At 46.8% G+C, this 15,042-nt stretch carries 12 protein-coding genes and 1 other RNA gene; all 13 read right to left on the bottom strand.

Going from position 1 to position 15,042, the window contains the following annotated elements:
- Window positions 1-23: 23 nt before the first annotated feature.
- The 13 genes from ftsA to rnpB all read right to left on the bottom strand — a co-directional run bounded on the left by ftsA (window position 24) and on the right by rnpB (window position 15,025).
- Window positions 24-1,286, bottom strand: a complete 1,263-nt coding sequence (ftsA, locus tag IQP38_RS10040) for a cell division protein FtsA (RefSeq protein WP_005372946.1) — start codon at window positions 1,284-1,286, stop codon at window positions 24-26.
- A complete protein-coding gene (locus IQP38_RS10035) occupies window positions 1,279-2,061 on the bottom strand; it encodes a cell division protein FtsQ/DivIB (protein WP_005387393.1) in 783 nt (260 codons plus the stop codon). Before IQP38_RS10035 ends, ftsA begins: the two co-directional genes overlap by 8 nt.
- Before the next feature lie 192 nt (window positions 2,062-2,253).
- Window positions 2,254-3,711 (bottom strand): UDP-N-acetylmuramate--L-alanine ligase, encoded by a 1,458-nt coding sequence (gene murC / locus IQP38_RS10030; RefSeq protein ID WP_005387395.1) that lies wholly within the window; start codon window positions 3,709-3,711, stop codon window positions 2,254-2,256.
- 23 nt (window positions 3,712-3,734) lie between these two features.
- Window positions 3,735-4,802, bottom strand: a complete 1,068-nt coding sequence (gene murG, locus IQP38_RS10025; RefSeq protein WP_047102003.1) for an undecaprenyldiphospho-muramoylpentapeptide beta-N-acetylglucosaminyltransferase — start codon at window positions 4,800-4,802, stop codon at window positions 3,735-3,737.
- A complete protein-coding gene (gene ftsW / locus IQP38_RS10020; RefSeq protein ID WP_193837548.1) occupies window positions 4,789-5,997 on the bottom strand; it encodes a cell division protein FtsW in 1,209 nt (402 codons plus the stop codon). The genes murG and ftsW overlap by 14 nt, the downstream gene beginning before the upstream one ends.
- Window positions 5,998-6,015: 18 nt before the next feature.
- On the bottom strand, window positions 6,016-7,329 hold the full coding sequence (gene murD / locus IQP38_RS10015) for a UDP-N-acetylmuramoyl-L-alanine--D-glutamate ligase (RefSeq protein ID WP_033906092.1): 1,314 nt from the start codon (window positions 7,327-7,329) through the stop codon (window positions 6,016-6,018).
- Between the two features lie 39 nt (window positions 7,330-7,368).
- Window positions 7,369-8,451, bottom strand: coding sequence for a phospho-N-acetylmuramoyl-pentapeptide-transferase (gene mraY, locus IQP38_RS10010; protein ID WP_005372931.1), 1,083 nt, complete (start codon window positions 8,449-8,451; stop codon window positions 7,369-7,371).
- Complete coding sequence (locus IQP38_RS10005) at window positions 8,451-9,815, bottom strand: UDP-N-acetylmuramoyl-tripeptide--D-alanyl-D-alanine ligase (protein WP_172563375.1); 1,365 nt, start codon at window positions 9,813-9,815, stop codon at window positions 8,451-8,453. Before IQP38_RS10005 ends, mraY begins: the two co-directional genes overlap by 1 nt.
- The gene (murE, locus tag IQP38_RS10000) at window positions 9,812-11,293 is read right to left on the bottom strand and encodes a UDP-N-acetylmuramoyl-L-alanyl-D-glutamate--2,6-diaminopimelate ligase (protein WP_171344379.1); all 1,482 of its coding nucleotides are present in this window, start codon (window positions 11,291-11,293) and stop codon (window positions 9,812-9,814) included. Before murE ends, IQP38_RS10005 begins: the two co-directional genes overlap by 4 nt.
- Window positions 11,294-11,355: 62 nt before the next feature.
- Window positions 11,356-13,149 carry a penicillin-binding transpeptidase domain-containing protein gene (locus IQP38_RS09995; protein WP_086046525.1) on the bottom strand — a complete coding sequence of 598 codons (1,794 nt, stop codon included), beginning with the start codon at window positions 13,147-13,149 and terminating at the stop codon, window positions 11,356-11,358.
- A complete protein-coding gene (gene ftsL / locus IQP38_RS09990; protein ID WP_005372920.1) occupies window positions 13,146-13,463 on the bottom strand; it encodes a cell division protein FtsL in 318 nt (105 codons plus the stop codon). The genes IQP38_RS09995 and ftsL overlap by 4 nt, the downstream gene beginning before the upstream one ends.
- 5 nt (window positions 13,464-13,468) lie before the next feature.
- A complete protein-coding gene (rsmH, locus tag IQP38_RS09985; RefSeq protein WP_005372918.1) occupies window positions 13,469-14,419 on the bottom strand; it encodes a 16S rRNA (cytosine(1402)-N(4))-methyltransferase RsmH in 951 nt (316 codons plus the stop codon).
- Window positions 14,420-14,594: 175 nt separating this feature from the next.
- Window positions 14,595-15,025, bottom strand: an RNA gene (gene rnpB, locus IQP38_RS09980) — RNase P RNA component class A.
- Window positions 15,026-15,042 lie beyond the last annotated feature (17 nt).

Below are 15,042 nucleotides of genomic sequence, written 5' to 3'. Positions count from 1 at the left end.
CTCCGTTTATCCTGCAACTCAGGTTAAAACTCTTTTTGTATCCAGTTACGCAATTTATCGAAAAAGCCAGTTACAGATGAGCGTTTAGGTTCATTATAATCGCTATCGTCGCTAGACTGCATGTCTCTTGCGTAATGAAGTAATCCAACTGCCGTAGAATGGTACGGCTCTTTTACATAGTCAGTTAATCCGCTGACTTCGAGCGGTTTGCCGACCCTTACTTGATTGCGGAATACGCGTTCCGCACATTCTACCACTCCGTCCATTTGCGCAGCACCGCCGGTGAGTACAACTCCCGCAGCCAGATGGTGCTTGATACCCTCTTCGCGCAATTTTGCTTGTACAGAGTCGATAGTTTGGTTAACCAGTCCCATAAGCTCAGAGTAGCGTGGCTCAATCACTTCTGACAACGTTTGACGTTGCAGGCTACGTGATGGTCGTCCACCTACGCTTGGTACATTAACCGTGTCATCCTTACTGACCAGTTCACTCAAAGCACAGCCATATTTGACTTTTATTTCTTCAGCATCGCTCACTGGCGTGCCAAAAGCAAAAGCAATATCACTGGTTACAGCATTTCCTGCGTACGAAAATACTTCTGTGTGACGTAACGCACCGCCAGTCCAGATGGCCACATCCATCGTGCCGGCACCAATATCAACCACACAAACTCCAAGCTCTCTTTCATCCTCGGTGATTACTGCATTACTAGCAGCAAGCCCAGAAAATACGAGTTGTTCTACTTTAAGGCCGCAGCGTTCTACCGCCTTAATAATGTTGCGTGCCATGTCATTATGGCATGAGATAAGGTGGACACTCACTTCCATTCTTACCCCAGATAAACCAAGCGGATTTTTGATTCCTTCTTGGTAATCAATGGTGAACTCTTGCGGGATCACATGAAGAATTCGCTGTTCATCACCGATTTTAATCGATTTTGCGGTATGGATAGCGCGATCCATGTCTTCTTGAGACACCTCTTCATCAGAAATCGTGCCCATACCTTTTTCAATTCGGCTTGCGATATGCTTACCAGACAACGAAATGAAGACTCGGCTGATCTGGCACTCTGCCATTAATTCAGCTTGATCAATTGCACGTTGTACTGATTTTACAACCGACTCCAAATCATTCACGCCACCTTTATCCATGCCGCGTGAGGGGCTACTACCTGCGCCAATAATATTAATTTGACCGTCTGGTAAAACCTCACCCACTAGAGCCGATACGGTTGCAGTGCCTATATCAAGACCAACAATAATGTTGTCATCAGCGGCCTTAGTCATCTGTACTCTCTTCTAACTCTTGTTCAGGAAACCAACCAACTGCGGCTCCTGTATCGTACCTAAGATCGATATAACTGATTCTTTGCGTGTCACTGCCAAGCTTGTTATAGAGCTTAAAAAAGCGCTCTATACGCTCAAGAAGAGACTCTTTTCCGAGCTCTAATCGAATACCGTTATCAAGGATGATTTGCCAAGCTCGTCGCTCGTTTAATACCAGAGACGATATCGCTAAACCCAATTGCTGAAACTTAGGACTCAAATCACGGTAAGTCTGTAAGACTTCCGGTCCGCTATCTTTGGGTCCGTACAGCTTCACTTTTTCTTCTTGCAACAGAGCAACATCTCCATCAAAAACGAACCCGTTTTTATCTAACAGTTCGTTGCCATTCCAAATGGCTTCTGGTTGATGCTCCGTCAAAAAAACTTTTACTGTATCCGGCCACTGCTTTCGGATTGCGGCATGCGCTACCCATGGCAGAGCTTCGACACTTTGCTGTAATACATCAATATCCTGAGACATAAATGTACCGATGTGATCAATTCGACTAAATGCAGCCTGCACATCGTCAGCTTGGACATACTCCAGTTTCCCCTGAAGTACTATTTTGGAGAGAGGTAACCTTTGGTCATCCCACATCCAACTGATCGCCGCGTACAAAACAGAACTAATTAAAGTCACAACCACAACGAAAAATAACGCACCCAAGATTTTTTCTTGGCGACCACGGTTGTTACCCGTGTTTGGTCGCTCGTCATTCAGTGCAATATTCAACAACGTCTTCGTTTCCTGACTTTTGTCGTGTACTTTTTACCCATATAATTACGCAGAGGTAAAAGTCTTGACTTTAACCTTGGGATTATACTGAGCTCTTGTAAACTATCAAACACTGATAGCAATAAATCACAATGATATTGACGCAAAATCGAGATCTGAGTCTTTATCTGTCCTTCGCATCAACAATATGTGTCAGCCAAGCATCTTGTTTATATTCAATTTAAGACCTGCCAGCTGTTTCGCCACTTTACCAATATCACCCGCACCTTGCGTTAAGATTAGGTCGCCGTCTTGTATAACGTTAGCTAAAACTGAAGGTAATTGCTCGATTTCTGGAACAAAAATCGGATCTACCTTGCCTCGGCTGCGAATTGTGCGACATAAAGCGCGCCCATCAGCACCTGCAATCGGCTTTTCACCCGCTGCGTAAACATCCAGCATGATCAATACATCCACCTGTTCAAGCACATTCGCGAAATCATCGTATAAATCACGAGTACGGCTATAACGGTGCGGTTGGAAAATCATCACCAAACGCTTGTCTTGCCAACCACTGCGTGCTGCATTAATGGTTACATCCACTTCTGTTGGATGATGGCCGTAATCATCAACAAGCATTGCATGGCCGTTGCCAGTATCAAACTCGCCAAGGTGATCAAAACGTCTTCCCGTACCTTGCGTACCAGCCATTGCCTTTAGGATCGCATCGTCTTCAATGTCATCTTCAGTAGCAACCGCAATCGCAGCAGACGCATTCAATGCATTGTGACGACCTGGAATATTCAGCGTGATATCTAAGTTAGCTCGCCCTTTACGTACTACCGTAAATTTGCCTTGCTGCCCCTCTTGACGATAATCTTCAATACGTACGTCGGCATCTTCAGAAAAACCGTAAGTTATCACTTGACGACTAATACGTGGGATTAACTCTCGAACCACAGGATCATCAATGCAAACAATTGCTTGGCCGTAAAACGGTAGATTATGAAGGAAATCGATGAAGGTTTGCTTTAAGGTTTCAAAGTCACCACCATAGGTATCCATATGATCGGCTTCGATATTGGTAACAATGCTCACCATTGGTTGCAAGTGCAGGAATGACGCGTCACTTTCATCTGCCTCTGCAATTAGAATACGACTCGAGCCTAGACGCGCATTTGTACCTGCGCTTTTCACCAAACCGCCATTCACAAACGTTGGATCAAGACCGGCTTCAGAATAGATTTGAGTGACAAGAGCGGTCGTCGTGGTTTTACCGTGTGTACCCGCAACGGCAATACCGTGACGGAATCGCATCAATTCAGCCAACATCTCTGCGCGGCGTACAATAGGGATGCGTAATTCACGTGCCGCCATCACTTCTGGGTTTTCTTCGTTGATCGCCGTTGACACAACAACCACACTTGCTTTTTCTACATTACTGGCTTGATGACCAATAAATACCGTCGCACCTTTTGATACCAAACGCTCTGTCACAGCGTTCTCTGATAGATCAGAACCTGTGATTTGGTAGCCTTCGTTCAACAGCACTTCTGCAATGCCGCTCATGCCCGCACCACCAATACCGATGAAGTGGATGGATTTCACGCGGCGCATCTCTGGCACCATTGCGCGAATCTGAGCTAAGTCTTGTGTATGTTGGATTGTCATCAATTCTATTCTCAATAATTCGGTTAACGCTTTTCGGTCAAAGCGACAATGGCTTGTGCGACAACTCGGTCAGCATTCAATTTTGCAGCGCCACGCGCTTGCTCAGCCATTGTAAGTAAAGCTTGGCGATCCAATTGTTGGATCTGCTGAGTCAGAGACTCAACGGTTAAATCTGGTTGTTCAATCATTTTCGCCGCGCCGCAATCCACCAAGTGGTCTGCATTAAGTGCTTGCTGGCGGTCTTTGTGCATGAATGGAACAAAAATAGCGCCTACACCTGCCGCCGAGACTTCAGAAACGGTTAACGCTCCAGAGCGACAAACTAAAAGGTCAGCCCATGCGTAAGCTTCTGCAACGTCATCAATGAATTCCATTACTTCTGCATTTACCACACCATTAGCTTGGTATGCTGCATTCACTTCTTCGGCGGCACCTTTGCCCGCTTGATGACGAACATAGTAATCTTCGCCCAATTTCGACATCACTTCTGGCAGAGTTTGGTTAAGAATACGTGCGCCTTGGCTGCCACCCATCACCAAAATGCGAATTGGACCTTGGCGCTCTTGCATGCGCTCAATTGGCGCTGCTAATTGAGTCACATCTTCACGAACAGGGTTCCCAACCACTTCGGCATTTGGAAAAGCGCCTGGGAAAGCCTGAAAAACCTTCTTAGCGATTTTCGATAACCATTGGTTCGTTAAACCTGCTACTGCATTTTGTTCATGCAGAACAACAGGAATGCCACTCATCCAAGCGGCAATACCGCCCGGGCCGCTAACATAACCGCCCATACCAAGCACTGCGTCTGGCTGCCAGCGTTTCATGTGAGCACGAGCCTGCATAATGGCATTGATAATTTGAAATGGTGCTGCAAGAAGACGTTTAACGCCTTGACCTCGTAACCCTTTCACTTTGATAAAGTCGATTTCAATGCCATGTTTTGGCACCAAATCCGCTTCCATTCGATCCGCCGTACCTAACCAACGGATCTCCCAACCTTGCTCTTGAAGCTGTTTTGCTACCGCCAAACCTGGGAATACGTGACCGCCAGTACCACCAGCCATCACCATCAAACGTTTATTTTGTTTCATTAGCTTGTTGTTCTGATTGTTGTTCTGATTGTTGTTGCTCGCGTTTCAAGCGGCATTCGTAATCGATACGCAGTAGTATGGACACTGCGACGGACATAATTATTAGACTAGAACCACCATAACTGATGAGTGGAAGTGTTAAACCTTTAGTTGGAACAATACCGGCGGCAGCTCCAACATTAACCAAGGTTTGAAACGCAAACCAAATACCAATTCCGAAAGCCAGATAACCTCCGAACATTTCGCCTTCTTCAAATGCACGCTTGCCGATGTAAACCGCTTTTAGCACCAAGCTAAAAATCAGCATTAAGACCAGCACTACGCCTACGAAACCAAGCTCTTCAGCAAGTACGGCAAACACAAAGTCGGTATGCGCTTCCGGTAGATATTCCAGTTTTTGAATTGAATTACCGAGACCTTGTCCGAACCATTCACCACGACCAAACGCCATCAAAGACTGAGTCAACTGATAGCCACTGCCAAATGGATCTTCCCACGGGTCAAGGAAGGAGGTTACTCGTCGCATACGGTATGGCTCGACGAGAATCAAACCTACTACAGCGCCGATACCAGCCACCATCAAGGCGAGAAACTGGGTTAGTTTTGCACCTGCGATAAAAAGCATGCCAAACAGCGTGACCAGCATCACGACGACCGTCCCCAAGTCTGGCTGACCAAGTAGTAATACTGCGAAGAAGGCAAACACCATGATTGGCTTCATAAAGCCACCAAAGAACGTTTGTCGTACTTCGTCTTGCTTTCGAACTAAGTAACCAGACATGAAGATAAACAGCGATAGCTTCGCGACTTCCGCTGGCTGAAGGTTAAACAGCCCAAGGGGAATCCAACGAGACGCACCATTAACCGACTTACCCGCCAAGAGCACGATGATCAACAGTGCGAAAGAAGCCCAAAGTAAGTAATGGCTCTTCTTAAACCACTCTTGCAAAGGCACTTGCAAAATAACAGCGGAGGTCCCTAACGCCAGCACGAGAAACGTCGCATGACGAAACATAAAGTGGAACGGCTGTTCCGTTAATCGAGAGCTGATTGGAAATGATGCAGAGGTTACCATGACCAAACCAGTCAACATCAAACCCAGTGCAATCCACACTAACTGACGATCAAACATCGCCTCTGGGGCTGGATGCTTGAGCCAATTGCCAATACTGCGTTTAACGTTACCTAAACCCACGAAGTGTGTAACCTTTAATTATGCATATTTCTGAGCAAGAGCAGCGAAAGCATCACCTCTTGCCATAAAGTTGTCGAATTGATCAAAGCTAGCACATGCAGGAGACAGCATCACCATATCACCTGGTTTTAACTGCGAAGATACTTGTTGAATCACATCTTCCATAGTGTCGAAACGTATTGCAGATTCATGCAGTGGCATAAATTCATCGCCATCAGCGCCAAAGCAACACAGTTGCAAGTTAAGCGTCGCGAAGATCGGTTTTAATGGCGAGAAGTCAGCACCTTTGCCAACACCACCAACGAGTAAGTAGAGCTTGCCTGTCGATTCCAAACCAGATAGCGCAGCCATAGTGCTGGCAATATTAGTTGCTTTAGAGTCATTCACCCATTTGACGCCTTGATTATCCGCAACCACCTGGCATCGGTGTGTCAGTCCCGTGTAATTTTTAAGTGCATTCAATGCTTTGTGATAGTTTACGTCCGCAGCTTTTAATAGCGCTAAAGCAACCAGAGCGTTAGATAAGTTGTGCTTACCAACCAACTTAAGCTCATCACTTGCGACAACTCGTTGACCGTGATCGAGCAGCCAAGTACGGTTGCCATCCACCTCGAGACCAAAGTCCTGATTGTCGCTGCCAAATGTCACCAATGGCATCTCTGCGTCTGGGAAGGTTTCTTGATCATCACGGTTCACGACTGCAAGAGCAGCATGGTTAAAAATACGCAACTTAGCTTGTCGATAGTCAGACATGCCTTGATAACGATCCATATGATCTTCAGAAAGATTCAGAAACGCAGCGGCTTTGAGCTTTAAGCTTGACGTCGTTTCTAACTGGAAGCTCGAGAGTTCGAGTACATATAGGTCTGCGTCTTGTTCTAACAAATCCAGAGCAGGCACACCGATGTTACCACCAACGCCAACATCCAAACCTGCAGCGTTAGCCATCACACCTGTGAGGTCGGTTACTGTGCTCTTACCGTTTGAGCCCGTAATCGCAATCACCGGTTTCTGCACCGCCCAAGCGAATAACTCGATATCACCTACTACTGCCGTACCTTTTGCTAATACGGCTTGGATCTCTGGTGTCGCTAGCGCAATACCAGGGTTGGTCACGATAAGATCCGCGTCAGAAAGCCAGTCTGTATTCCAACCACCACTATGCAGTTGAACATCTTCCGGCAAGCGCTCTGCACCCGGAGGATTTACGCGAGTATCAATGACTTTGACCACAAGCTGTGGCTGATTTTTTCTTAGGTGTTTAACGACAGAGAGCCCGGTAATACCGAGCCCTACGACGACAACACTATGTATGTTTTGCCAACGTTCCATATTTGATCACACTGTAAATCTTGTTCTTGGAAAGTGCGATTAACGCACTTTCAATGTCGCAAGACCAATCAGAACAAGAACCATAGAAATAATCCAGAAACGCACGATTACGCGAGGTTCTGGCCAACCTTTCAATTCGTAGTGGTGGTGAATCGGTGCCATACGAAAAATGCGCTGACCACGCAGTTTGTATGAACCCACCTGTAGAATTACCGACAGCGTTTCCATCACAAACACACCGCCCATGATCACCAACACCAACTCTTGACGAACGAGAACAGCAATAGTGCCTAACGCGCCGCCAAGCGCTAGTGAGCCGACATCACCCATGAACACTTGTGCTGGATACGTGTTAAACCACAAGAAACCAAGGCCTGCACCGACGATTGCTGTACATACGACAACCAACTCAGAAGCATGTGGTAAGTATGGAATATGAAGGTATTCAGAGAAGTTAACGTTACCGGTCGCCCATGCAATAACCGCGAAGCCTGCTGCAACAAGAACCGTTGGCATGATTGCCAAACCGTCTAGACCATCAGTCAGGTTAACCGCGTTACTTGTACCTACAATGACAAAGTAAGTCAGAATGATATACATCAAACCAAGCTGCGGCATGATGTCTTTAAAGAATGGCACCACTAGCTGAGTTGCTGCTGTGTCTTTACCGTAAGCATACAATGCGAAAGCGACGACAAACGCGATCAACGACTGCCAGAAGTACTTCCAACGCGCGATCAAGCCATCGGTATTTTTGCGTACCACTTTACGATAATCATCAACAAATCCGACCGCACCGTAGCCAAGTAAGACTGTCAGTACCGCCCATACGTAAGGGTTGGATAAGTCTGTCCATAGCAAAATCGTGATTGAGATGGCCGCTAAGATCATGATACCGCCCATTGTTGGGGTACCACGCTTACTAAAGTGAGATTCAGGACCTTCGTTACGCACTACCTGACCAATTTGCAGCATTTGCAAACGCTTGATCATGATTGGTCCCATCCATAATGACAGACCTAGAGCGGTTAATACGCTTAGGATTGCTCGAAAAGACAAGTATTCAAACAATCGGAAAAAAGACAGGTATGGCTGTAGCAGCTCGGCAAGCCAAATAATCATTAATAATACTCCTTCAAAGCAGCAGCGACTTCAAACATACGTGCACCATTCGCTCCTTTCACCAATATCGTATGGTTTTCAGGAACGGCTTGGTCTAGATGCTGCTTGATGTATTCAATCATCTCTTGGTGCGTCTCAAAATGAATGCCTTGGCAAAGATCACTGATCACCTTGGCGTCTGCACCATATGTGAGAACATGTTCAAATTTTTGTGGGGCAGCATGTTCCCCGACTTGACGATGAAGTGCAAGACTTTCCTCGCCCAATTCCGCCATATTACCTAAAATCAGCCAGCGTTGACCTGGGAAAGCGGCCAATAAATCAACTGCCGCTTTCATGGCTGGCACGCTCGCGTTGTAGCTGTCGTCAATCAATTTTATCTTTTCGCTCAGCGCTTCAACCTCGACGCGACCTTTCACTTTGTTCAAATGTTTAAGGCCAGCACGAACCTCTTCTAATGTGGCGCCCATTTGTAACGCAATAATAGAAGCAGCGATCGCATTCGCAACGTTGTGTTGACCTATAATACCCAGAGACAGTTCAATTTCTTGTGAGCTTGCTGCGATATGTAAGTCAAAGCTTGCTTCACCTGCGACGTTCAATACAATGTTAGAAGCGAAGAAGTCTGCATCAGTATTACTTTGTGAAAAAGTAATGACTTTCTTATCTGCTAACACTTCATCCCACTTGGCTTCACCATTGCTGTCTAGGTTAACAATCGCAATACCACCAGCTGAAAGGCCTTGGTAGATTTCACCTTTGGCTTGTTTCACGCCATCGATAGAACCAAAGCCTTCAAGGTGAGCGGCTGCTACATTGTTCACTAACGCGATATCTGGTTTTACTAACTGAGTCGTGTAAGCAATTTCACCTATATGGTTAGCACCAAGCTCAATCACGGCATAATCATCATCCTGCTGTGAGCGTAATAATGTCAACGGAACACCAATATCATTATTGAAGTTACCCGCCGTGAATAGCACTTTGCCTTTCAATTGCAGGATACTCGCAACCATTTCTTTTACGGTCGTTTTACCGCAACTTCCGGTGATGGCAACGGTAGGTGTTTGGCATGCTTGATGCACCCAAGAAGCAAATTCACCCAATGCAAGTTTGGTATCCGACACCACAATTTGCGGCACATTCACATCTAAGCGTTTTTCCACGAGTAAAGCACCGGCACCTGCATCTACCGCTTGTTGGCAAAAGTTGTGCGCATCAAAGCGCTCCCCTACTAACGCCACAAATAGAGCCCCACGCTCAATCGCTCGTGTATCAGTAGAAACCGCGTCGATAAGTAGATCGTCGCCGAATCGCTCGCCACGTGTGATGTCTGCAATTTGAGATAACGTTACTTTGATCATGAGGTCAATCCTAAAAGTTGCATTGCGGACTCGCGGTCGGAGTAATGAATCGTTTCGCCATTACGAATCTGATAATCTTCATGACCCTTCCCAGCTAACAAGATAATGTCGTTTGGCGAAGCATTTTCAATGGCATAAGACAGTGCTTTGAAGCGGTCATGCTGAACAATCGCTTCAGCAGGTTTTGACAGCCCAGCTAACATGTCTTTCACAATCTGAACCGGGTCTTCGCTGCGTGGGTTATCGTCAGTCAACACCACTCTGTCGCCTAGACGCTCTGCAATTTCCGCCATCATTGGGCGCTTACCTGCATCGCGATCACCACCGCAGCCAAAAATAGCCCACAGCTGGCCTTCACAATGAACTCGTAAAGCTTGCAGCGCTTTTTCTAAAGCATCAGGAGTATGGGCATAATCAACCACGACTTTGGCACGATCCTCAGTTTGGAATAACTCCATTCGGCCGAGTACAGGTTGCAGTTGACCTGCGGTTTCGAGTAACGCTTGTTTCTCTTTACCTAAGCTTAATAAGGTCGCAAAAGCGAGCATTAAGTTGGTTGCATTAAACTCACCAATCAATGGCGCGTGCAATTCACCTGAGCCAAATTTACCATCGAACTTAATAGTAATCCCTGACTCCGCGTAACTGACTTCCGTCGCCCAAATTGCGCTTTCAAATTCAGTATTCGGTTTGAGCGAAACAGCGACCGCATTACTTAACTGCGACGCCCATTGATGACCTACTTCATCATCAACATTGATAATGGCACGTTCACATTGGTGTTGCGTGAACAACCCAAGCTTTGCATTGGCATACTCTTCCATCGTGCCATGGTAATCAAGATGGTCACGACTTAAGTTAGTAAACACGCTCGCCGCAAATGATAATGCTTTGACACGACCTTGCGTCAGGCCATGGGAAGATACTTCTAGCGCGGTGTATGTGGCTTGTTGATTTGCGAGAGAGGAGAGCGTTTTCTGAATTTCAACGGCATTCCCCGTTGTATTCGCAGCTTGTTGCAAGTTATTGAGGAAGCCATTTCCTGTTGTTCCCATTACCGCCGCTTTATGGTCAAGCAGTTCTAGCCATTGCGCTATTAACTGGGTAATGGTGGTTTTGCCGTTGGTGCCGGTGACACCAATCAAATCCATATCAGGGTAAGCATAAAGCTTTCCAGCAATTGCGGATAAACGTTGGTCCAACCTATCAATGTAAATGACGGGAACATCATCAATGATTTCCACCGTACCATGTGTTTTGACATCGCAGGCTTGCGCCAGGGCTGCATTTGCACCTTGCTCAATTGCAGAGGCAATGAATTTACGCCCATCCACAACATGGCCAATCACTGCTACAAACGTGGTTCCAGGTTGAACTCTTCGGCTGTCGAGCTCCAATTCAGAAACAAGAACGGACGATAAGCTAGGGCAATCCACCCAAGGGGAAAGCAGCACGTCCATACTGATGGCTTTAGTCATATTTGTTCTCCGAGCTTTGGCTCAGGTTTTCTTAATTTTGTTTGCTCAGTAAACCACAGGGCTTACTGTTGGAATTTGTTTTCGTCAGGTGCAACATTGAGTATTTGTAGCGCGCCTTTCATGATTTCAGAGAAGACAGGAGACGCTACCGAACCACCATAGTAGTCATCGCCTTGAGGCTCGTTTACGATCACTACTAAAGCAATTCGCGGATCGCTAACCGGAGCAAGCCCAGCCGTGTAGGTGATGTACTCGTCGCTGTACCCACCGGCAGAAGCTTTACGTGATGTACCCGTTTTCGCTCCTACTCGATAACCAGGAACTGCCGCTCTGCGAGCCGAGCCCCCTTTTTGAGTTACGGTTTCCAACATGTCTAATACTTGACGCGCATACTTCGCACTCACCACTTGACGTGACATGTCATGATCATTGCTTTCAATAATATGAATAGGCTCGTATTTGCCAAGGTTTCCAAGCGTCGCATAAGCATGGGCTAGCTGGATTGGTGTAATTGATAGACCGTAACCAAACGCAATCGTGGCGCGTTCAATTGGCGACCAACGAGTTCGTGTAGGAAAAATACCCGTCACTTCCCCAACTAGGTTTAGGCCAGAAAGCTCACCAAAACCCACTGAACTGTACAGCCCAAGAAGCGCCTCTACCGGCATTTGCATTGCTAGCTTCGTCACACCGATATTACTCGACTTTTTAAGGATCGTGGTCAAGCTCGCTTTGCCTACGCGAGAGACATCTCTGACTCGACTACCACCTAAACGTAGGACACCATTACCGGTATCTACGATGGTATCTTTATCGGCTATCCCATTTTCTAAGGCGGCTAAAATAACGAAAGGCTTAATGGTCGAACCAGGCTCCATTGAGTCCGTGATCACTCGGTTACGCATTTGATAGCTTTGCCAATCGCTACGATTGTTAGGGTTGTAAGAAGGAGCATTAACCATGGCCAATACGGCGCCCGTTTTTACATCCAACATGACAACGGAACCTGAAGTGGCGCGGTGGTCCGCAACGGCTTGCTTAATCGCACGATACGCAATCGCCTGTAGGCGCTGATCGATGGTTAACTGAAGTGATTTACCTTCTTGCTTGTCTTGCCAAGCAATGTTTTCCACAACACGACCATAACGGTCTTTACGAATAGTTTTCTTACCCGCCGCGCCAGTGAGCCATTCATCGTAGCTACGCTCCACACCTTCTAGGCCATGCCCGTCAATGCCTGTTACACCGACTAAGTGAGCACTAACCTCACCTGCAGGATAATAACGACGAGATTCCGACTTAAGGCCAACACCTGGCAGCTTTAGCTCACGAATATAGTTCGCCATGGCCGGACTGACCTGGCGCTGCAAGTAGATAAAGCGGCGTTTTTCATTGCGCTTGATTTTGTCTATTAACCCTTGTCGGTCAATACCAAGAACATCCGCTAATGCATGCCAACTTTTGGTCTGGCTTAACGCGTTTTCTTTAAATATCGTGGCAGGATCTGCCCAAACCGCCTCAACCGGTACACTGACAGCAAGCGGCTCACCATTTCGATCCGAAATAATACCGCGAGCAGAAGGAATGGATTTAACACGAACCGAACGTAGGTCACCTTGTTTAATCAGGTTATCTGGCTCAATGATTTGGATGTAGGCTACGCGTGCCACCAAAAGGGCAAATGCACAAAAAACAAAAAACAGTAATAGATGGAAGCGCCAACGAATCAAGAAAGATTCTTCGACCGCCACTTTCACTGCTTTGTTATCGGTTTTCTTATCCCCCGTAGCCGCTTTCTCTTTTGCTACAGGTTTACGCTTATTGGCTTGTTTCGTGTTGGATTTTTTTCTAATCATTTGAGCGTGACAACCACTTCTTTATCGCCATCAGGTCGTTTCATTTCAAGTTCTTTTTTGGCAAGGTCTTGAACACGACTGTGTTCCGCGAGGGCAGTTTCTTCCAACATTAAGTTACGCCATTCGCTATCTAATCGTTCTCGTTCAACCAACGTATGGTCTTTCTCGGTGATCGCTTGACGCGCATGGTGGGTAGCAAATACCACTCCCATTGCCGATGCCACGATCAATAGCAACAACAGTAATGGCCAGCGACCAACAGTGAGGAGATCCGTTGCAATCAACTTAGCAAGATTAGGAGTGGATTTCGTCATAATAATTAAAGCTTTTCTGCAATTCTTAACACAGAGCTGCGCGAACGAGGGTTCATTTCAATTTCTTGTTTGCTTGGTTTAATCGCTTTGCTCACCGCTTTCATATTCGCACTACCAAGAGCACGAATTTGCTCTTCCGTCATTGGAATACCGTGTGGCACTTCAGGCCCTTTGCTCTCTTTACGGATAAAACGTTTGACCATACGGTCTTCCAGAGAGTGGAAGCTAATCACAGATAAACGGCCTTCAGGAGCAAGAATGCTCGCCGCGCCTTTAAGTGCCGTATCAATTTCTTCTAACTCACTGTTGATGTAAATACGAAAAGCCTGGAAAGCACGAGTCGCAGGGTGTTTTTTCTCTTTAAAACTTTTCGGTGCGGCATCTGAAATCAATTTTGCCAGCTGACCAGTGCGAACCATTGGCTCATTTTCTTCATCTTCACGGTAGGCAACAATCGCTTTTGCAATACGGCGCGCATGTTTATCTTCCCCAAACTCGCGAATGACCCAAGTGATATCATCGAGGTCTGCTTCCATCAACCATTGAGATACTGGAACACCTGATGTCGGGTCCATACGCATATCTAGCGGACCGTCTTTCATAAAGCTAAAGCCACGCTCTGCGTCGTCTAACTGAGGAGAAGAAACGCCTAAATCCAGCAGAACACCATCCACTTTTCCAACTAGCCCATACTCTTCAGCATACTCAGCAATACCAGAAAATGGACCATGAATAATGGTGAAGCGAGGGTCATTGATTTTGCCTGCCTCAGCGATCGCTTGAGGGTCACGGTCGATACTGTACAGTCGGCCATTTTCACCGAGTTTAGATAGAATTGTCCGGCTGTGACCGCCACGGCCAAATGTTCCATCAATATAGACGCCGTCTGGTTTGATAGCTAAGCCATCAATGGATTCATTTAATAACACGGAAATATGTTGGAAGGTTTCGGTCATAGCTTTCTCGTTGAATGATCTTGAGGCGATTCTTTAGTGTACTGATTTCCTACATCATCGCCACCACAAGTCTAAAGTTAGACGTGATTTACGCCAAGTTTATTGGTAATGACATAGTTTGCGTCAATTAAATGCAAAAAACCCATCACTACCGAAGTAGAGATGGGTCTCGAATAGGTGGAGCCGACACATAAGCCGGGTTCTGTTCCGCTTGCACGGCGGTAGCCATTCGTCTAGGCCAGCAATCACTCACTGGCTCGAGCAACCTACCCGCCTCCTTACGCGAGCAACGCAATGTGGAGGCCTATTTGGTCTTGCTTCAGGTGGAGTTTACCCTGCTACGAACTATTGCTAGTCGTCCGGTGCGCTCTTACCGCACCCTTTCACCCTTACCTGTACCCTTACGGGCCATCGGCGGTCTTCTCTCTGCTGCACTTGTCGTAGGCTTGCGCCCCCCAGGCGTTACCTGGCACCTTGCTCTATGAAGCCCGGACTTTCCTCCCCTTTGTCAGTCTCCCGAAGGACGTCAACGTCAGTCTCCCAAAGGGACTTCGACGTCAGTCTCCCGAAGGACATCAACAAAGCAGCGACTACCCAGTCAGCTCCGAGGGCGGATTGTATAG

The sequence above is a fragment of the Vibrio sp. OPT41 genome, assembly GCF_015163595.1.
GTDB lineage: Bacteria > Pseudomonadota > Gammaproteobacteria > Enterobacterales > Vibrionaceae > Vibrio > Vibrio alginolyticus.
The sequence above is the reverse complement of the archived record's forward strand: the minus strand, read 5'-3'. Positions and strand labels throughout refer to the sequence as shown.

Coding starts and splice junctions, on each gene's coding strand:
- ftsA (WP_005372946.1), bottom strand. CDS start 1,286: ATGACTAAGGCCGCTGATGACAACATTATTGTTGGTCTTGATATAGGC.
- murC (WP_005387395.1), bottom strand. CDS start 3,711: ATGACAATCCAACATACACAAGACTTAGCTCAGATTCGCGCAATGGTG.
- murG (WP_047102003.1), bottom strand. CDS start 4,802: ATGAAACAAAATAAACGTTTGATGGTGATGGCTGGTGGTACTGGCGGT.
- murD (WP_033906092.1), bottom strand. CDS start 7,329: ATGGAACGTTGGCAAAACATACATAGTGTTGTCGTCGTAGGGCTCGGT.
- mraY (WP_005372931.1), bottom strand. CDS start 8,451: ATGATTATTTGGCTTGCCGAGCTGCTACAGCCATACCTGTCTTTTTTC.
- IQP38_RS10005 (WP_172563375.1), bottom strand. CDS start 9,815: ATGATCAAAGTAACGTTATCTCAAATTGCAGACATCACACGTGGCGAG.
- murE (WP_171344379.1), bottom strand. CDS start 11,293: ATGACTAAAGCCATCAGTATGGACGTGCTGCTTTCCCCTTGGGTGGAT.
- IQP38_RS09995 (WP_086046525.1), bottom strand. CDS start 13,149: ATGATTAGAAAAAAATCCAACACGAAACAAGCCAATAAGCGTAAACCT.
- ftsL (WP_005372920.1), bottom strand. CDS start 13,463: ATGACGAAATCCACTCCTAATCTTGCTAAGTTGATTGCAACGGATCTC.
- rsmH (WP_005372918.1), bottom strand. CDS start 14,419: ATGACCGAAACCTTCCAACATATTTCCGTGTTATTAAATGAATCCATT.